At 37.6% G+C, this 19,931-nt stretch carries 12 protein-coding genes; 10 read left to right on the top strand and 2 right to left on the bottom strand.

Annotated features, from left to right (window positions below):
• The first annotated feature begins 88 nt into the window (after window positions 1–88).
• The 3 genes from H602_RS0112625 to H602_RS0112615 are packed head-to-tail and all read left to right on the top strand — an operon-like array spanning window position 89 to window position 5,246.
• The gene (locus tag H602_RS0112625; RefSeq protein WP_157505057.1) at window positions 89–2,023 is read left to right on the top strand and encodes a polysaccharide biosynthesis protein; all 1,935 of its coding nucleotides are present in this window, start codon (window positions 89–91) and stop codon (window positions 2,021–2,023) included.
• A gap of 54 nt (window positions 2,024–2,077) precedes the next feature.
• A complete protein-coding gene (locus tag H602_RS0112620; RefSeq protein ID WP_051224492.1) occupies window positions 2,078–2,854 on the top strand; it encodes a polysaccharide biosynthesis/export family protein in 777 nt (258 codons plus the stop codon).
• A gap of 4 nt (window positions 2,855–2,858) precedes the next feature.
• Window positions 2,859–5,246, top strand: a complete 2,388-nt coding sequence (locus H602_RS0112615) for a GumC family protein (RefSeq protein WP_026978323.1) — start codon at window positions 2,859–2,861, stop codon at window positions 5,244–5,246.
• 608 nt (window positions 5,247–5,854) lie between these two features.
• Here the strand turns inward: H602_RS0112615 and H602_RS0112610 are convergent.
• Window positions 5,855–6,592: a tyrosine-protein phosphatase gene (locus H602_RS0112610; RefSeq protein ID WP_026978322.1), complete on the bottom strand. Its 738-nt coding sequence runs from the start codon at window positions 6,590–6,592 to the stop codon at window positions 5,855–5,857.
• A 22-nt stretch (window positions 6,593–6,614) separates the two neighbouring features.
• Window positions 6,615–8,204, bottom strand: coding sequence for a peptide chain release factor 3 (locus H602_RS0112605; protein ID WP_026978321.1), 1,590 nt, complete (start codon window positions 8,202–8,204; stop codon window positions 6,615–6,617).
• Between the two features lie 304 nt (window positions 8,205–8,508).
• Here H602_RS0112605 and H602_RS0112600 point away from each other — a divergent pair, with 304 nt between their 5' ends.
• The 7 genes from H602_RS0112600 (at window position 8,509) to H602_RS0112570 (ending at window position 19,928) form a co-directional block, all read left to right on the top strand.
• A complete protein-coding gene (locus H602_RS0112600) occupies window positions 8,509–9,441 on the top strand; it encodes a PorP/SprF family type IX secretion system membrane protein (protein ID WP_051224489.1) in 933 nt (310 codons plus the stop codon).
• Window positions 9,442–9,452: 11 nt separating this feature from the next.
• Window positions 9,453–11,378 (top strand): OmpA family protein, encoded by a 1,926-nt coding sequence (locus H602_RS0112595; protein WP_026978319.1) that lies wholly within the window; start codon window positions 9,453–9,455, stop codon window positions 11,376–11,378.
• Window positions 11,379–11,572: 194 nt separating this feature from the next.
• The gene (locus tag H602_RS0112590; protein WP_026978318.1) at window positions 11,573–13,537 is read left to right on the top strand and encodes a peptidylprolyl isomerase; all 1,965 of its coding nucleotides are present in this window, start codon (window positions 11,573–11,575) and stop codon (window positions 13,535–13,537) included.
• Entirely contained in the window at window positions 13,538–14,392 is an 855-nt protein-coding gene (locus tag H602_RS0112585; RefSeq protein ID WP_026978317.1) for a hypothetical protein, read from the top strand. It abuts the gene before it with no gap.
• Window positions 14,376–15,791 carry a peptidylprolyl isomerase gene (locus tag H602_RS0112580; protein ID WP_245574946.1) on the top strand — a complete coding sequence of 472 codons (1,416 nt, stop codon included), beginning with the start codon at window positions 14,376–14,378 and terminating at the stop codon, window positions 15,789–15,791. The genes H602_RS0112585 and H602_RS0112580 overlap by 17 nt, the downstream gene beginning before the upstream one ends.
• A gap of 42 nt (window positions 15,792–15,833) precedes the next feature.
• Window positions 15,834–16,787 carry an AAA family ATPase gene (locus H602_RS0112575; RefSeq protein ID WP_026978315.1) on the top strand — a complete coding sequence of 318 codons (954 nt, stop codon included), beginning with the start codon at window positions 15,834–15,836 and terminating at the stop codon, window positions 16,785–16,787.
• Between the two features lie 363 nt (window positions 16,788–17,150).
• Window positions 17,151–19,928 (top strand): bifunctional aconitate hydratase 2/2-methylisocitrate dehydratase, encoded by a 2,778-nt coding sequence (locus tag H602_RS0112570; protein WP_026978314.1) that lies wholly within the window; start codon window positions 17,151–17,153, stop codon window positions 19,926–19,928.
• The last annotated feature ends 3 nt before the right edge of the window (window positions 19,929–19,931 follow it).

The raw sequence follows: 19,931 nt of genomic DNA, 5'->3' as shown, positions 1-19,931 counted from the left end.
AATAAAAATGAAATATAATGTATTTTTGTAAGAATAGGAAAACAAAGCAACTGTGCCAAAATTAAACCAGAATCAATTCAATTACCGAATGTCAAATTTAAGCGACCGCTTGAAGTCCGCCGGTAATTTAAAAAATCTAGGCTATTTGCCGCGATGGATTGTGCTTTTTATGGACTCCGCAGTGGTAATAGGGAGTGCAATACTAGTGTTTGTCATGTTGTGGAGTATGGGATTAGACTTGTTCTCGGTAGAATACGTTATGTATGTGGTACCGGGATACCTAGTGCTCAATCTGATATTTTTTTGGATCTACAGGACCTACTCCGGAATCATCAGGCATTCGTCGTTTATCGATGCAATCAAATTGGGTTTTGCTACGTTCTCGACATTAGCAGTATTGATCTTGATCAATTACAGCGCAATGTATGTGCTCGGAGCGAAAATATTTATGAATACGGGATTGCTCATTAATTTCGTGATTTCATTTGCAACCTTATTTGTATACCGTATTTTGGTCAAACAAACCTTTGAAAAATATTTGTCCGAATCCAATAAGGAAGATTTGATGCGCGGTTTAATTTACGGTTCGGATGAAAATGCCATTGCAGTAGCAAACGCATTAATAGCAGAACGCCCCAGAAGGTTTAAAGTCGTCGGTTTTGTAGATAAAAACAAACACAACACCGCCAAACGTATTTTAAATTTGCCCATCATCAACTTGCGGAAACGAGTGCCCGTATTAATGCGGTCCGTAGAGGCTGAAGTGCTGATCATCGCAGACAAAAATTTGACAAAGGAAGAGAAGTTGACGATTGTGGATGAATGCCTTGAATTCAACTACAAAGTGTTCACCGTGCCATTAATATCAGATTGGGAAGATCAAAAAAACATTGCTAAAAAAGTAAAAACATTTGAAATTCAAGATCTGTTGGAGCGAAAGCCAATTGTTTTGGACAATCAGTCCATTTCCAACCAACTCAATGGAAAGGTTATTTTAGTTACGGGGGCTGCGGGATCGATCGGAAGTGAAATTGTAAGACAGATCATCGCATTTGAACCGCACACCGTTTTGATGCTAGACCAAGCTGAAACACCGCTCCATCACTTGTCGTTAGAAATTGAAAAAGTAATCAAAAATGTAAAGGTAGTCTCAATCATTTCGGATGTGCGAAACCGTGAAGCGATGGACCACGTATTCAAAGAATACCGACCGCAAGTAGTTTTCCATGCAGCAGCCTACAAGCACGTGCCGTTAATGGAACGCAACCCTGCACAAGCAATTTTTGTAAACGTCAAAGGAACTAAAAATGTAGCAGACCTTGCGTGCGAATACAAATGCGAGTCGTTTGTGATGGTGTCCACCGACAAAGCAGTGAATCCGAGCAATGTAATGGGGGCGAGCAAGCGCATTGCTGAAAAATACGTGCAGGGACTACACCACAAATACAGGCTACAAGGAACCGATTGTGGGGCAACAAAATTCATTACAACGCGATTCGGAAATGTACTGGGTTCCAATGGATCAGTGGTGCCGCTGTTTACAGAGCAGATCGCAAATGGAGGACCTATTACGATAACGCATCCCGACATCATTCGGTACTTCATGACCATTCCAGAAGCATGCCAGTTGGTGTTAGAAGCAGGAGCAATGGGGAATGGGGGAGAAGTATACATTTTTGACATGGGGAAACCAGTAAAAATCATCGACCTCGCACATAAAATGATCCGTCTGGCAGGATTTACACCCGAAGTTGAAATTAAAGTAAAGATAGTTGGCTTGCGTCCTGGCGAGAAGTTATACGAAGAGTTGTTAAACGATACAGCGACAACTTTACCCACACACCACGAAAAAATTATGATTGCACAGGAAGACATGGAGGATTTCGTAGCGTTAAATACCGCGGTGAACGAACTGATAACGGAAGCGGAATGCTACACAATAAATGAAATTGTGGTCAAAATGAAGACAATAGTGCCAGAATTCAAGAGTATGAATTCCGATTTTGTACTGCTCGATAAATAATAAAGTTGTAAAATAAATGTTAATATGTATATTTGCTTTTTTAAAAAGAACCTCATGATTAAACAAATACTCGCGCTGACAATAGTGCTCTTGCTTTTAAATTCGTGTGCCTCACGAGACAAATTGCGTTATTACCAAGGTATAGAAGAGGCAGCGTACGCGGACAGCATTACGTACAATCCGGTTTTAAAACAAGACGATTTACTATCGATAATTGTTTCTTCACCCAGTGCAGAAGCGACGGCAAACTTCAATGTAGCCTCATTTGGTGTTGGAAATAGTGGTCTTGCGCCAGGTGCTACAGCAGCACAACCGATTTATTTGTCGTACTTGGTGGACAACCAAGGGAAGATCGACTTCCCAGTATTGGGAAAATTGACACTAGGGGGCTTAACGAGGAGTCAAGCAATGGATATGATCAAAACGAAGTTAAAAGAGTACATCAAAGATCCCTTTGTAACAATGCGAATTTTAAATTTTAAAGTGTCGGTTACCGGTGAAGTAAAAGCGCCAGGATCATTTCCTGTAACTACAGAACGCGTGACATTACCGGAAGCATTGGCAATGGCGGGTGACTTAACGATATACGGTAAAAGAGACAACATCTTAGTTATTAGAGAGACGGACGGTAAAAAAACCTACAATTTTGTAGACATTACAAAAGCAGATTTTATCAATTCACCATTTTACTATTTAGCACAAAACGATATGGTCTATGTAGAGCCAAATAAAGTTAGGATGAACAGTTCAGCAGTTGGTCCTAATATTTCTATTATTCTAACATCATTATCGCTATTATTAGCTATTTATTCAATTTACACTCAAAATTAAAGTAATGAACGATCAAAATTGGAACCAACCAGAAAACAGTGTAAAAGAAGACTTTAATTTAAAGCAACAATTAGAGCGTTACTTTATAAATTGGAAGTGGTTTCTTTTAACTACATTGCTTTGTTTGACAGTAGCTTTTTTATATTTACGTTATACCACTCCGATTTATTCGATCAGTACTTCCGTATTAATAAAAGTAGATAAAAGGGGAGGAATGTCATCAGAATTAGGTGCATTCGCAGACATTCCCGGATTGAACGCAGGCTATATCAATATAGAAAACGAAGCCGAAATTATACGTTCAAGGGCTTTACTGTCAAAAACAATCAAGGATTTAAATTTAAACATATCCTATTATGCGGACGGCCGTGTAGTCTCAACCGAGCTATATAATAAGAGCCCTATAAAAGTTCAATTTTTTGATAAGAAAGAGGATTTTAGTTCTAAAAGCTTCAACTTTGCAATTATTCCAGTATCGGATAGTTCGTTTGAATTTGAAACAGCTAGTGGAGAGCGTACAGGTCCGTACCAGTTTGGTGCCACAATTCCATTAGAATTTGCAAAAATGGTAGTTTTAAAAGAGCAGTATTCCACAGCTACGGCTTCCGTATTAGTGCGATTAACACCATTAGAGTGGGTTATAAATAAATATTACAATAAGTTAGCAATTACACCGACAAGCGAAAGATCTAGTGTGATAAAAATTTCTATTGTAGATCCAGTTAAAGAATTGGGTGAAGACTTTCTAGACCGTCTGACCCAAAACTACAACCAAGATGCGATTGATGATAAAAGTGAGGTTGCAAAAAATACGGAACGTTTTATAAATAAACGTTTAGCAGCAATCACAAGTGAATTGGATACGGTTGAAGGAAACTTAGAGTCGTTTAAAAAATCGAATAAGGTAACTGATATTATTTCAGAATCGCAGGCATTTTTAGGATCAGCTACAGAGATTCAGAAGGAATATTTAAATATACTGACAAAGCAACGTATTGTAGAAGATGTTTCAAAGATGTTGAGCAAAGCTACCAATCAAGATATGGTTCCTGCAAATTTAGTACCTGATGAAGGTAGTATAAGTGGCTTGATCGAGCAGTACAACTTAATGGTTTTAAGTAAAAAGCGTTTAATGAACGATGCTACGGGTGCAAATCCTACGGTGCAAAATATGGACCAGCAACTTACTGGGTTGAGGCAAAGTATCAAGCAAGGGTTAAATAATTTGGAAAAAGCATTAGCAATTAGTGAAAACGATTTACGTAGACAAACCGAAATTCTAGGTGGTAAAATTGGTCAAATACCAACGCAAGAACGCGAGTCAAGAATTATAGGTAGAAAGCAAAGTGTTAAAGAGTCGTTATACCTTTATCTGCTCCAAAAAAGAGAAGAGAATGCTATTCTTTTAAATGTGACTGCATCTAATGCAAAAATAATAGATGTAGCGTATTCCAACCCTACACCGGTAGAACCTAAGCCGAATATCATTTACATTGCTGCATTAATCGTAGGGTTACTAATTCCTTTTTCAATAATATTCATTTACGACATACTTGATACCAAAATTAAAACACGTTCCGATATAGAAGGTGCAACATTAGCACCATTTTTGGGTGATCTGCCTCATTCAGAATCAAGTCAGGATATCATCGGTGCCGACAGCCGATCTAGTTCATCAGAGGCAATGCGTATGATTCGAACAAATATTGATTTTATGTTGAGCGAGGTTCCTTTAAACCAAGCAAAAGTAATTTTTCTAACTTCTACTTTTCCAAAGGAAGGGAAGACGTTTGTATCAGTGAACTTGGCAAGTACGATGGCTTTATCAGGCAAGAAAGTGCTCTTAATGGGACTAGATATTAGAAATCCAAAGCTGGATGAATATATGAATTTACCTAAAAAAGGAATTACGAATTTCATTACTGCTAAGGACGATGACATGCACAACTACATTTTCAGCCAAGACGGTTATGAACAATTTGATGTGTTTTCAGCAGGTGTCATTCCACCAAATCCTGCGGAAATGTTGATGAACAGTAAAGTTTCTGACATGTTTGAAACATTACGCAAGGAATATGATTATATTATTGTAGACACGGCACCAGTAAGTTTAGTTACTGATACCTTATTAATCGCCAAATACGCAGATGCATTTGTATATGTGGTACGTGCAAATTATCTTGACAAACGTCTATTGAAAATTCCAGACGCATTATACAGAGAAAAGAAATTACCAAACATGTCAATCTTACTAAACGACACCGATACGCACAAAGGCTACGGTTATGGGTATGGCTACGGTTACGGCTATGGTTACGGCTATGGTTATGGACAAGAAAAGGTGAAGTTACCATGGTACAAAGAAATATTCAGTTTCAGAAAAGGGTCATAAGACCCTTTTTTTTGTGTAGTACCAAATCTTGCCTCACGCAGCAAGCCTGCTGAAATACATTCAAAGTAGTCAATAACTGTTCCCAGCAGTTACCCTCTTAAGTAAGCAACCAAACCGCAAAACATTTGTCATTCCGCAAGAATCCAAAAACAACACCTACTATCCCCGTTTAAGTCAGGAACCAATCCATACCACCTTTGTCATTCCGCAGCAATCTAAACCACAACACTCATTCCCTTTTAAGTAAGGAACCAATCCATACCACCTTGTCATTCCGCAGGAATCTAAACCACAACACTCATTCCCGTTTAAGTCAGAAACCTATACATACAACCTTTGTCATTCCGTAGGAATCTATACCACACCTTTTATCCCCATTTAAGTCAGGAACCAATCCATACCACCTTGTCATTCCGCAGCAATCTAAACCACAACACTCATTCCCTTTTAAGTAAGAAACCATCTTTGTCATTCCGTAGGAATCTAAAATCCATAAACAAGCCCCTTGTAATAACCTCCAAGCACAACACACACAAAACCCCCATCATCAAAATAAAACCCCCGTTCCCAAAAGAAGTACAAACCAGTACATTCCAATACACAGCTCCCTATTCCTTAAAGAAAAGAGTGTTCGCAATAGCCTCCTCTAACGGCTTAATATCTTTGAATAAAACTTTGCCATCAAATGATGCCACATGTTTTTCATGATGAATGTCAGAACTTGCAAAATCAATCATCCCTTTCTTCAATAACTGTTCCGCAGCTCGGGCAACAAACTCGCCATAATAACCAACTGTGGACAACATATTGATTTGAAACAAACAGCCTGCATTTTTTAGCCTACTGTATTCTTCGAACTTATTGTGAAGGAAATTGTACCTTTCGGGATGAGCCAACACCGGCTTGTAACCAGCCACTTGCAATTCAAAAATAATATCGTACAACTGCAAAGGGGCATTGATATAAGACATTTCTACCAACACATAATTATCTTTCAACACAAGCAAAGGCTCCGTGTGAATCAATGTCAAAAAATAATCATCCATCAGATATTCTGCAGCAGCTTTAATCGTAAAGTCGACGCCATGCTGCTTAAACAAAGTATTGACCTCGTCGCGCTTAGAAGTAATAATGTCATGTGTGTTATTCCAAACGTGATTCATCACGTGAGGCGTAGTGATCATTTCTTTAATCCCAAAGCCTTGCATTGCTTTCACAAGAGCTAAAGTGTCCTCAAAAGTCTTTGCCCCGTCATCGAGTCCAAAAAGCAAATGCGAGTGGAAATCAATATGGTTGTCCGGAATCAAATCTTTTAAAATCGGCTTTTTCTTGTTGAAAAAAAACATAGGCTATTGGTATTACAGGTTTTTAATCGTTTTCTGAAGTGAAATACAGTTTAACCGAAGGGTATTTAGCAACAGTCATTTGTATCGTGAAATCGGAATCAGCTAAAAATACGAGTTGACCGTACTTGTCTTTTGCCAAAAATTTCTGCTTGATTCGCTTGAATTCTTTGAACTCATCATTTTTGGCATCGTCCGGTTTAACCCAGCACGCTTTATGTACAGGAAAGTTTTCGTACGTACATTTGGCACCATATTCATGCTCTAATCGATATTGAATTACCTCATATTGAAGCGCTCCTACAGTTCCAATCACTTTACGGTTGTTCAATTCTAAAGTAAACAATTGTGCGACACCTTCATCCATCAACTGGTCAATGCCTTTCTCAAGTTGTTTTGCTTTCAAAGGATCAGCATTGTTAATGTACCTAAAATGCTCCGGAGAAAAACTCGGAATTCCCTTGAAACTCATGATTTCTCCTTCAGTCAACGTGTCTCCAATTTTAAAATTTCCGGTATCGTGTAATCCTACAATATCTCCTGGATACGAAATGTCCACGATTTCCTTCTTCTCAGCAAAAAAGGCATTCGGACTTGAGAATTTAAAATTCTTCTTCTGACGCACGTGATAATAAGGCTTATTACGCTCAAAAGTACCCGAAACAATTTTCAAAAAGGCCAAACGGTCCCTGTGCTTGGGATCCATGTTGGCGTGAATTTTAAATATAAATCCGGACAACTTCGTTTCAGAGGGTTCAACCATGCGAGTCTCTGATTCTTTTGGTCGAGGTGCTGGTGCTATTTCAACAAAAGAATCCAACAATTCCCGAACTCCAAAGTTGTTCAATGCAGAACCAAAAAATACCGGTTGCAAAGCTCCGGACAAATACGCGTCCCGATTAAATTCAGGATATACTTCGCGAATTAATTCCAATTCTTCACGCAAACGAGTCGCCGGCTTTTCGCCAATAATACGATCGAGTTCCGGATTCTCAACGTCCGAAAAGGCAATGGTTTCCTCAATATTCTTACGACTGTCGCCACTAAAAAGATTAATGTTTTTCTCCCAAATGTTATAGATTCCTTTAAAATCGTAACCCATTCCAATTGGAAAACTCATAGGCGTCACCGTTAAACCCAATTTTTGCTCCACTTCATCCATTAAATCAAAGGCATCTTTTCCTTCTCGGTCTAATTTGTTGATGAAAACAATCATTGGAATATTACGCAAACGGCAAACAGCAACCAACTTTTCAGTTTGCTCTTCCACACCTTTTGCAACATCCACCACCACAATCACACTGTCTACAGCGGTAAGCGTTCGGAACGTATCTTCGGCAAAATCCTTGTGACCGGGCGTATCTAATATGTTTATTTTCTTGTTTTTATAATTGAAAGCCAAAACAGAAGTCGACACAGAAATCCCTCTCTGGCGTTCGATCTCCATAAAATCCGAAGTAGCTCCTTTTTTTATCTTATTGTTTTTAACCGCGCCCGCTTCCTGAATGGCTCCTCCAAATAAAAGTAATTTCTCAGTCAAAGTGGTCTTACCTGCATCGGGATGGGCAATAATTCCAAATGTACGGCGTCTTTCTATTTCCTTATTAAAACTCATAGTATCTTAAATTGACTGCAAAAATAGAATATTATTGTCAATTATCAGCCAATCGGAAGCCTTGTAAACGAATCGAAATCGGTATTAATGCACAAAACAACAACTTTTGAACATAGTCCTCCTGGATGAATGCCTCAAAAAGTAACTTCTTTTCAAAAAGGAAGTCCGAGGGAATACTATTTTTTACAAATAGAAGAGTTATAGAATTGCTGCTCGTGCATCTTTGCATTAATTTTTGTAATTTTCGGATCTTAACAATCGTAGGATTGCAACGTATTTAAACCGTAAGCCGTATTTCGCACGAATGATCTGTAAAAATAGTCTTAATTTCTTCTCGATTATAGCACTCCTTTTCGTGAGTAGCGTTGTGGCGCAACAAGATCCGCAATACACGCACTACATGTACAACACGGTTTTGATCAATCCAGCGTATGCAGGTTCCCGCGGCGTAACAAGTTTGTTTTTCCTACACCGTACACAGTGGGTCGGATTGGATGGAGCACCGGTTACCAATTCGTTTTCGATCAATAAACCGGTTTCAAATACCAATTTAGGGTATGGTATTTCTCTCCTCAACGACCGCATTGGAATATCAAATAACAATACGTTTGCCGCTGACGTTTCCTACAGTATTCCCACTTCCGTCAACTCTAATCTATCTTTTGGTTTGAAAGCAGCTGCAAATTGGTTGACGGTGGATTACAGCCGCTTGACCATTTTAGACCCAAATGATGTGGTTTTAAACGATCAGAATAGCATCGATAATCAGTTTTCGCCCAATTTTGGTGTCGGAATCTACTGGCATTCAAAAAAGAATTACATCGGACTTTCTGTACCAAATTTCCTCGAAACCAAAAGATACGATGATAATGTAAGTACGACCTCCAAAGACAAAATGCACTTGTATCTGATTGGAGGAAAAGTCTTTGATTTAAGCAGTAAGTTGCAATTCAAACCTGCTTTTTTATCCAAATTCGTGCAAGGTGCTCCATTGCAGGTGGATGTGTCTGCCAACTTTTTATTCAACCAACAGTTTACATTTGGAGCTGCTTATCGGCTGAATGCTGCGGTAACAGGTTTAGTAGGCTTTCAAGTGAACGATAATTGGCAAATTGGCTACAGTTACGACGCGGAGACGACCAAATTGATAAATTACAATTCGGGTTCGCATGAACTATTTTTGCGCTATGAACTTTTTTCGAAATACAATAAAATCGTAGCACCACGCTTTTTCTAAAACAGTTGATAATGAAGATCTACCACTTACTTATTGCGATTGTATTACTAGTAACAATTCCCACTTGGTCTCAAAGTTGGGCAGAAAAAGGACACAAACAATTCCAAGAACTGGCGTACAGCGACGCGATTGTAAGTTTGGAAAAAGCAGTGCAAAGCGGCAATACGCATTCTAGAACATACGCTGACTTAGCGGACGCCTATTATTTCAATGCCAACTATCAGGCTGCTGCCAAATGGTATCAGGTTTTATTTAAGAAACCACAGAACCAACAGTTCATTCATTATTTTCGATACGCACAAGTTCTAAAGTCGATTGGAAAAGGCGAAAAAGCGGAAGTGGTTTGGACCGAAATGAAAACGCTATTTCCGAAACAGTCGATTGCTTCTGAAAGTACAGGCGATAGGAGTTGGCAAACGCTGCGATTCAAAAACTCAGGACGATTTACAGTGAAGGTGGCATCTTTCAATTCAAAAGAATCGGATTTCGGGCCTTCCTATTTTGGCAAACAAATCATCTTTGCTTCAACAAGAGACACAGGCAGCGTGTTTAAACGCAGTCACTCGTGGACCAATCAAAGTTTTACGGATTTATATGTGGTGGACTCAAATGCAGCAGCGACCCAACCAATATGGTTCTCAAAAGCAGTGAATTCAAAGTTCAATGAGTCAACAGCAGTGCTGACCAAAGACGGTTTGACAATGTACTTCACACGGAATAATTCTGAAAACAAAAAGCAAGGTTCCAACCAAAATCAGACTACAGTTTTAAAAATTTATAAAGCTACACAGAATAATGACGAGTGGAGCATAATAGCGGCATTGCCGTTTTGTGACGATTCCTATAACGTCGCGCATCCTGCGTTAAGTCCAGACGAAAAAACACTATTTTTTGCATCCGACATGCCGGGTGGTTTTGGCGCATCCGACTTATACAAAGTATCAATAAATGTAGACGGAACATTTGGAACACCTGAAAATTTAGGAGCAAAAATAAATGCTGCAGGAAGAGAAACCTTTCCCTTTGTCAGTCTGAACAACGACTTATACTTTGCATCAGAGCGGCAAGATGGATTTGGAGGATTGGATGTATTTGTCTCAAAATTAGGCAGCGACTTACAATACGGGCAACCGCAAAATCTCGGAACGCCAGTCAATTCAAAGATGGATGACTTTGGTTTTATATTTAATGAGAAAGACAAAACAGGTTATTTTTCATCAAACCGACCAGGTGGAGTGGGATTGGACGACATTTATACATTTGTCGAATTGCTTCCACTGCCGTGCGAAACGGTTATTAAAGGAAGTGTTTTCGTGCAAAATGCTAGTAAAAATTCAAGTGCTGTTACCGTAAATTTGCTTGACGCCAATGGAATTCAGATCGCGACTACACAAGCCGATGCAGATGGGAAGTATCATTTCGAAGTAAATTGCCTAGAAAATGGTACAATTCAAGCAGGTGCGCAAGGATTAGTGTTCAAGCAAATTGAAATAGAAACTAGAAACCAAGACACCGTTAATATCAACACGATCGTCCTTAAAAAAGAACAGCCTCATTTTAAAATCGGAGATGACTTGGCGATAATGTTGAAAATTCGTCCCATTTATTTTGATTTAGATAAATCTAATATCAGACCCGACGCCGAATTAGAATTGATAAAAGTCAAAGAAGTCTTACAAAAATATCCATCGCTATCCATCGAAATTAGAGCGCACACAGACAGCCGCGATAGCGATAAAAACAATCAAATATTGTCAAATGAACGAGCCGTGTCGACTCTAAAATGGTTGGTAGAAAATCAAATTGACCAAAGTCGACTAAACGGAATAGGTTTAGGAGAATCGCAACTTTTAAATCTGTGCTCCGATGGAATGCCGTGCACCGAAGAACAGCACCAACAAAATAGAAGATGCGAATTCATTGTCACTAAAATGTAGTTTCAAAATGAGTGTAAAATACTAAAAAGCACTTGCGTATAATTTTTTGTTAATAGTATTCAACTAACTTGCATAGTGTGTTTGAATTGTTAATTTTGTTGGTCGTTGCAAAGTTGAACGGCAAATTGCATTTAGAAATAAATCAGGCACAAGTACTGATGTTCATAATAATATAAATATAACAGGTTAAACGGATGAATTTAAGACAGTTATTGTTCAGTTTTTTGGTGGTTGCTACCGCTCTTTCACAAGCACAAGAGACATCTAAAAAAGTTTTATTTACCATAAACGATGCACCTTATTATACAGATGAATTTAAGAGAGTTTATAATAAAAACATCGATTTGGTTAAAGATGAATCTCAAAAAGACTTAAATCAGTACCTAAATCTGTATTTGGGTTATAAATTGAAAATTAATAAGGCCTACCAATTGGGCTTGCAAGACAATCCAAAATACATTACCGAACTCAATTCGTACCGAACCCAACTCGCTAAAAATTATTTAACCGACGTCAATGTAACCAATGAGTTGGTTCGTGAAGCATACGATCGATCATTGAAAGAGATCAACGGTTCGCACATTTTATTTTTATTGGGCGAAAATGCAATGCCTGCCGATACGTTAAAAGCATACAATAAAGCAATTGCAGTACTTAAAAAGATCGAGGCCGGCGAAGATTTCGGCAGCTTAGCAATGCAGTTTTCTGAAGATCCTTCAGCTAAGGAAAACAAAGGGGATTTAGGATATTTCTCTGTATTTAGAATGGTGTATCCTTTTGAATCAGGTGCGTATAAAACACCAGTAGGAAAAGTATCAGATCCAGTTCGAAGTCGTTTTGGATACCACTTAATAAAAGTAAACAGTGTTCGAGACAATCGGGGAGAAGTAGTGGTTTCACACATCATGCTTACAAAATCAGACGACAAAGAAGCGAATAAGAAAAACGAAGCGCGGATTCAGGAGTTGTATCAAAAAGTTCAACAAGGTGAAGCGTTTGAAGAAGTAGCAAAACAATTTTCAGAAGATAAATCATCTGCAGATAAAGGAGGACGGTTAGCGCCATTTAGTGCAGGTCAATTGAGTTCTGAAGTGTTTGAAAATGTAGCATTTGGCTTGACCAAAGAAGCACCGCTTTCAAAACCGTTTGAAACCGACTTTGGATGGCACATCGTTAAATTGAGCGAAAAGAATCCAGTTAAATCTTTTGATGAAATGGCTGCAGATCTTCAAATTAAAATTAGTCGTGACGAACGCTCTCGATTGATTCAGAATTCGTTAACAGACCAATTAAGAAAAAAATATAAGATTACTAAAGATAAAAAAGTCTATACTGCTATTGAGAAGTCGTTTAACAAAGAGTTTTATAACGGGTTGTGGACGAGCAATGCGGTTAAAACACCTTTCACAGAAACGGTTTTGACAATCAACTCCGCTAAGAAATCAGGTAGGGACTTTTTGAATTTTGTACAACTGAATCAAAAAACGGCTTTAGACATTAAACCACTTGCTACGATGGTTTCAGTTTTGTTCGAGCAATTTACGGATGAAGAGTTAAACAAGTTCTACAATGAAAATTTAGAAGCAGAGTTTCCTGAATTTGCCAATGTAATGAGCGAATACCGCGACGGATTACTATTGTTTGACTTGATGGAAAAAGAAATTTGGGAAAAGTCGAAAACAGATACCATTGGATTGCAGGCGTTTTATGATAAAAATAAAGCAAACTACCAATGGAACAAACGCTACGATGTCTTAGTGGTTTCTTCAACAAAAGAAGATTTCATCAAGAAAGCACATAAGATGTTGAAGAAAGGCAAGTCAGCTTCAGAAATTAAAGAAGCTTTGAACACGGGAAAAGAAATTGGCGTGATTGAAAAAGAAGGTCTTTTTGAAGAAGGTAGTACGTTATTGCCAAAAAACATCAGCGATAAGAAAGGGTTGACCCGAGTTACAAAGGAAGGCGATTATTACTTTGTGAGTGTAGTAAAAGATATTATTCCAGCGGGACAAAAAACTTTTGAAGAATGCGAAGGAAAAGTAATCAACGATTACCAACAATATTTGGAAGAAAATTGGGTTTCTAATCTGAAGAAAGAATTTACAATTAAAGTGGATCAAGACGTTTTTGAATCGGTTAAAGCAGAAATCAAAAAATAGATGCTAAAAAAAAGCGCGTGTTTACTGGTGGCAATAGTGCTTATTTCTTGTAATTATTTTACAAAGGAAAGCAATCCAGAAGCTGTGGCACGTGTGGGCGAAAGTTATTTATACGCCGTTGATTTAGACAGTTTGGTTCCCAATAATACGTCAAAGAAAGACAGTGCGATAATTATAAAAAATTACATAGACCGTTGGGTGACGCAAAAGTTGTTGATCAATGCAGCAGAACGAAATTTAGATGACGCAAAGAAAGAGGAATTCAGCCGATTGATCAGGCAATATAAAAATGATTTATATACAAAAGCCTATATAGAAAAAATGGTTCAGACTACCGTGGATACGTCCATAAATGAGGCTGAATTAAAGAAGTATTACAACGAGAATAAGGAAAATTTTAAAACCAACGGGACTATTTTGCAATTGCGATACGTTCATTTGACAAAGGATCATTCGAAAATGGCTGCAATTAGAAGTAATTTTGCCAACTTTAAGAAATCAGATGCATCCTTTTGGCGTACATATCAAGTCCAGTTTAAAAATTCGGCCTTAAATGATTCAGTTTGGGTGTCGCTAAATGAAGTGTATCGAAGGCTACCTTTTATCACTCCAGCCAATAGAAATCAATACATAAATGAAGGAATGGCTTTTGAAAAGTCAGATTCATTGAACGATGTTTATATAGTAAAAATAAAAAAGGTGATCAATAGAAACCAGATCAGTCCGTTTGAATATTTAAAACCAACTTTGCAACAAGTAATTTTGAATAAGAGAAAATTAGAATTAATTAAAAAATTTGAGAAGGAAATTACAGATGATGCAATCAAAAATAAAGATTATGAAGTTTATAAGTAGTAAAAATGTAGCCGTAGTATTAATGACTTTAGGCTCATTAGGTTTTGCCAAAGCCCAAGAAACAGTAAGCGATACGGTAAAGAAAGACCCAAAAGCTTCAAAAAATTTCACAGGGAGACAAAAAATAGATGGCGTAATCGCTACCGTAGGAGATTACATAATTTTAGACTCAGACATCGACAAGAATTTTCTGGAAGCAACTGCAAGTGGTAACGATGTTTCAAAAGTGACCCGTTGCATGATGTTGGGGAAATTATTGGAAGAACGTTTGTATGCACACCAAGCTTTGCAAGACAGTATTGTAGTTTCAGATGCTGAAATCAACAGCATTATGGAAGAAAAAATTAGTGTTATCCTAGAACAAAGCCGCGGATCCATTGATGATGTGGTAAAGTTTTACAAGAAAAATTCTGAAGAAGAATTCCGTCGCTACTTTTTTGATGTACTTAAAATGATCGAACTCAACAAGAGAATGACCAATGCTATTGTAGATAAAGTGGAAGTGACTCCAGAGGAAGTGCGAAATTTCTTTGTCAGTATTCCCAAAGAAGAGTTGCCGGTTATTGGTGATGAAGTCGAAATTGCGCAAATTGTGATTCAGCCTGAAATAACAAAAGCGGAGAAGCAAAAAGTAATTGACAAGCTTAACGAATTCAAAGCTGACATTGCCGCGGGTTCAAGTTTCTACAGTAAAGCGGTTTTATATTCGCAAGATCCAGGATCAAAATCAACGGGTGGTTACATGAAAGTCAACCGAAAGTCGGCTTTGGTAAAGGAATTTAAGGAAGTTGCTTTTAGTTTAGACGAAGGTATGATCTCTGAGCCATTTGAAACAGAATACGGTTTTCATATCATTTATATCGAAAAAATCAAAGGCCAAGATGTAGAATTGCGTCACATTTTAATTGCTCCCAAAGTATCGGAAGAAGCAATGAAAGAAGCTAAAGACGAAGTAACTGCGATTCGCAAAAAAATTGCAGACGGTGAAATTACTTTTGCTGATGCAGCACGTGCGTCTTCAGATGAAAAGGAAACAAGAGCCAATGGAGGAACACTTTTAAATCCTAAATCTTTAGATACTAAATTTGACATGACCAAATTGGATGCTATCTTATACGGACAGGTTTCTAATTTAAAAACAGGTGAAGTTTCTTTGCCGTACATTGAAGAAGATCGTACGAAAGGGAAAGTGTATAAGTTAATGATGGTTACCAACCGTATTCCTTCACACACTGTAGATTATTCAAAAGATTATATCAAGATCAAAGAATTTGCTTTAAACGACAAGCGAATCAAGGAAATTGCAAAATGGACTAACGAAAAAATCAAGGAAACGTATATCAAAATTAATGGAGAATACCGTAATTGTGACTTTGTAAACAGTTGGGTTAAAAATTAACTCCCGTTATAGTTCGTACCTTTATAATATAAAAAACCATCCATGTCCGATATAACTGCTGTTGAAAATTTAGTTAAGAAACGAGTCGCTTTAAAAGCTGAAATTGCAAAGATAATTGTAGGTCAAGACGTAGTTGTCGACCAAATATTGTTGAGTATTTTTTCAGGAGGACACGCATTGTTAGTTGGAGTTCCCGGATTAGCAAAAACTTTAATGGTAAATACCTTGGCAGAAGCTTTGGGATTGAACTTTAAACGAATTCAATTTACACCAGATTTAATGCCTTCGGATATTTTAGGAAGTGAAATTTTAGATGAAAATAGAACGTTTAAATTTATAAAAGGACCTATTTTTTCCAACATTATTTTAGCAGATGAGATTAACAGAACGCCTCCAAAAACGCAAGCCGCTTTATTAGAAGCGATGCAGGAACGGTCGGTTACGATTGCAGGACATAACTATAAGTTAGATTTGCCGTACTTTGTTTTAGCAACGCAAAATCCAATCGAGCAAGAGGGAACGTATCCTTTGCCAGAAGCACAGTTGGACCGTTTTATGTTTTCTATCAATTTGGATTATCCTTCCTTTGCAGAAGAAGTTCAGGTGGTGAAAAGCACGACGTCAACTGTAAAACAAACGATAAACCCACTTTTTACAGCACAAGAAATTATCGATTTCCAACAGTTGATTCGCCGAATTCCTGTAGCTGATAATGTAATAGAATATGCCGTAACGTTGGTTTCAAAAACACGGCCTACAAATGATTTAGCAACAGATTACATTAAAAATTATATTGATTGGGGAGCTGGACCTCGTGCTTCGCAGAATTTAATTTTGGCTGCAAAAGCCAATGCTGCTTTTAATGGAAAATTCTCACCCGATATTGAAGATGTAAAAGCTGTTGCAGTTGGGATTTTGCGTCATCGTGTAGTAAAAAATTACAAAGCAGATGCAGAAGGAATTACCATCGAACAAATTATTAAGCAGTTGTTTTAGAAAATACATTTTATATAAGAATTGAAAAGTCCGAAGTTTTAAACTTCGGACTTTTTTGCTTAAACAATAATTTAGAAAGATTACAAATATTTCAAATTGCTTCTAATTCCGAAATTGATAAAATTTGACTTTAAAATTATTATAAACACAATATTTTACATCAAACAAGCGAAATATTTAATAATAATCATCGATTTTGATTTTCCAATACAAATAATGATTTGATTATTCAATTTTGTTAGTGATAGTATAATTTTGATAGGAATTGATTAATTTTGCATCGCTAAAAAACACAAGGCAAAATCTGCGTTTGAATTTAAGAATTCAAATGGATTTGCCCATAACATATAAACGACTACAATTATGAATATGTATAACGATTACCTGAACGAAATCGAAGAACGAAAAGGGCAAGGGCTTCACCCAAAACCAATTGATGGCGCTGAATTACTGAGCGAAATCATCACGCAAATTAAAGATACCGCTCATGCAGATCGCGAAGAATCTTTAAAGTTTTTTATTTATAATGTAGTTCCAGGTACAACTCCTGCCGCAGGTGTAAAAGCGAACTTCCTAAAAGAAATTATTTTGGGAGAAGCGGTTGTGAGCGAAATTTCAACGGCATTTGCTTTTGAATTGTTGTCACATATGAAAGGCGGACGTTCCATTGAAGTTTTACTTGATTTGGCTTTGGCAAATGATGTTGCTATTGCCAACCAAGCAGCAGAAGTGCTTAAAACACAAGTTTTTCTTTATGAAGCAGATACTAATCGTTTAGAAGCTGCCTACAAAAGCGGGAGTGAAATTGCAGAGGATATATTGCAAAGTTATGCGAATGCCGAATTTTTCACGAAACTTCCAGAAGTTGTGGAAGAAATTAAAGTTGTCACTTTTATCGCTGGCGAAGGAGATATTTCAACGGATTTACTTTCTCCAGGAAACCAAGCACACTCTAGATCAGATCGTGAATTGCATGGAAAATGTTTGATTACTCCAGAAGCACAATATGAAATTGAAGTTTTAAAAGCGCAACATCCAGACAAAAGTGTGATGTTAATTGCTGAAAAAGGAACAATGGGTGTAGGTTCATCTAGAATGTCAGGTGTAAATAATGTAGCGCTTTGGACGGGAAAACAGGCAAGTCCTTATGTTCCGTTTATCAATATCGCTCCAATTGTAGCAGGAACAAATGGTATTTCACCTATTTTTCTAACAACAGTTGACGTTACCGGAGGAATCGGTTTAGACCTTAAAAACTGGGTTAAAAAATTAGACGCAGACGGAAATCCAATTCGCAATGAAAACGACGAACCAATTTTAGAGCAAGCATATTCAGTTGCAACAGGAACCGTTCTCACCATCAATACAAAGACAAGAAAATTATACAACGGCGATCAAGAATTGATTGATATTTCAAAAGCATTCACGCCTCAAAAAATGGAATTTATCAAAGCAGGTGGTTCTTACGCGATCGTTTTTGGTAAAAAATTACAAACATTTGCTGCTAAAACTTTAGGAGTAGAAGCGCCTTTAGTATTTGCTCCAGCAAAAGAAATTACAGTCGAAGGACAAGGACTTACAGCTGTTGAGAAAATTTTCAATGCAAATGCAGTGGGCGTTTCTCCAGGAAAAGTACTTCATGCTGGTTCAGATGTTCGTGTAGAAGTAAATATTGTAGGTTCACAAGATACTACAGGTTTGATGACTTCGCAAGAATTAGAAGCAATGGCGGCAACTGTTATTTCTCCAATTGTAGACGGAGCATATCAATCGGGATGTCACACAGCTTCGGTTTGGGACAACAAATCAAAAGCAAATATTCCGCGTTTGATGAAGTTTATGAACGATTTTGGTTTGATTACCGCACGCGATCCAAAAGGAGAGTACAAGGCAATGACCGATGTTATTCATAAAGTATTAAATGATATTACGGTAGACGAATGGGCAATCATTATTGGTGGCGATTCGCATACAAGAATGTCTAAAGGAGTTGCTTTTGGTGCAGATTCAGGAACAGTTGCTCTTGCTTTGGCTACGGGTGAGGCTTCCATGCCTATTCCAGAATCCGTAAAAGTGACCTTCAAAGGAGAATTAAAAAGTTACATGGATTTCCGAGATGTAGTGCATGCGACTCAAGCACAAATGTTGCAGCAATTTGGCGGTGAAAATGTGTTTCAAGGTAAAATTATCGAGGTACACATTGGAACGCTTACCGCAGATCAAGCTTTTACTTTTACAGACTGGACGGCAGAAATGAAAGCTAAAGCATCGATTTGTATCTCTGAAGATGACACTTTAATTGAGTCATTACAGATTGCAAAAAGCAGAATCCAAATCATGATTGATAAAGGTATGGACAACCATACCCAAGTATTGAAAGGATTAATCGCAATTGCTGACAAACGTATTGCTGATATTACTTCAGGTGCAAAACCAGCTTTGAGACCAGATGCAGATGCAAAATACTACGCAGAAGTTGTAGTTGATTTGGATGTAATTGCAGAGCCGATGATTGCAGATCCAGACGTAAATAATGTGGATGTTTCAAAAAGATACACACATGACACGATCCGACCTTTGTCTTTTTACGGAGGCGATAAAAAGGTGGATTTAGGATTTATTGGATCATGTATGGTACATAAAGGCGATATGAAGATTCTTGCACAAATGTTGAAAAATATTGAAGAGCAAAACGGAAAAGTGGAATTTAAAGCACCACTTGTAGTCGCGCCACCAACCTATAATATTGTTGACGAATTAAAAGCCGAAGGCGATTGGGAGGTTTTACGTAAATATTCTGGTTTTGAATTTAATGATGAAGCTCCAAAAGGTTTAGCACGTACATCGTATGAAAACATGTTGTATTTAGAGCGGCCGGGTTGTAATCTTTGCATGGGAAATCAAGAAAAAGCCGCAAAAGGAGATACGGTAATGGCGACATCAACTCGTTTATTCCAAGGACGTGTGGTAGAAGATACAGAAGGTAAAAAAGGAGAATCCTTACTTTCGTCAACACCGGTGGTAGTTTTGTCTACAATTCTTGGTAGAACGCCAACTATGGCAGAATATGTAAAAGCTGTAGAAGGAATTAATTTGACAAAATTTGCCCCTTCACACAAACTATTGGTACAGCAATCTTAAGAT

The sequence above is a fragment of the Flavobacterium tegetincola DSM 22377 genome (genome assembly GCF_000425485.1).
Classification (GTDB): domain Bacteria; phylum Bacteroidota; class Bacteroidia; order Flavobacteriales; family Flavobacteriaceae; genus Flavobacterium; species Flavobacterium tegetincola.
The sequence above is the reverse complement of the archived record's forward strand: the minus strand, read 5'-3'. Positions and strand labels throughout refer to the sequence as shown.

What these genes read in the sequence shown, in the direction of transcription:
- H602_RS0112610 (WP_026978322.1), bottom strand. Translation starts at nt 6,592, where the DNA reads ATGTTTTTTTTCAACAAGAAAAAGCCGATTTTAAAAGATTTGATTCCG.
- H602_RS0112600 (WP_051224489.1), top strand. Translation starts at nt 8,509, where the DNA reads ATGATCTGTAAAAATAGTCTTAATTTCTTCTCGATTATAGCACTCCTT.
- H602_RS0112605 (WP_026978321.1), bottom strand. Translation starts at nt 8,204, where the DNA reads ATGAGTTTTAATAAGGAAATAGAAAGACGCCGTACATTTGGAATTATT.
- H602_RS0112570 (WP_026978314.1), top strand. Translation starts at nt 17,151, where the DNA reads ATGAATATGTATAACGATTACCTGAACGAAATCGAAGAACGAAAAGGG.
- H602_RS0112590 (WP_026978318.1), top strand. Translation starts at nt 11,573, where the DNA reads ATGAATTTAAGACAGTTATTGTTCAGTTTTTTGGTGGTTGCTACCGCT.
- H602_RS0112585 (WP_026978317.1), top strand. Translation starts at nt 13,538, where the DNA reads ATGCTAAAAAAAAGCGCGTGTTTACTGGTGGCAATAGTGCTTATTTCT.
- H602_RS0112580 (WP_245574946.1), top strand. Translation starts at nt 14,376, where the DNA reads ATGAAGTTTATAAGTAGTAAAAATGTAGCCGTAGTATTAATGACTTTA.
- H602_RS0112615 (WP_026978323.1), top strand. Translation starts at nt 2,859, where the DNA reads ATGAACGATCAAAATTGGAACCAACCAGAAAACAGTGTAAAAGAAGAC.
- H602_RS0112595 (WP_026978319.1), top strand. Translation starts at nt 9,453, where the DNA reads ATGAAGATCTACCACTTACTTATTGCGATTGTATTACTAGTAACAATT.
- H602_RS0112575 (WP_026978315.1), top strand. Translation starts at nt 15,834, where the DNA reads ATGTCCGATATAACTGCTGTTGAAAATTTAGTTAAGAAACGAGTCGCT.
- H602_RS0112620 (WP_051224492.1), top strand. Translation starts at nt 2,078, where the DNA reads ATGATTAAACAAATACTCGCGCTGACAATAGTGCTCTTGCTTTTAAAT.
- H602_RS0112625 (WP_157505057.1), top strand. Translation starts at nt 89, where the DNA reads ATGTCAAATTTAAGCGACCGCTTGAAGTCCGCCGGTAATTTAAAAAAT.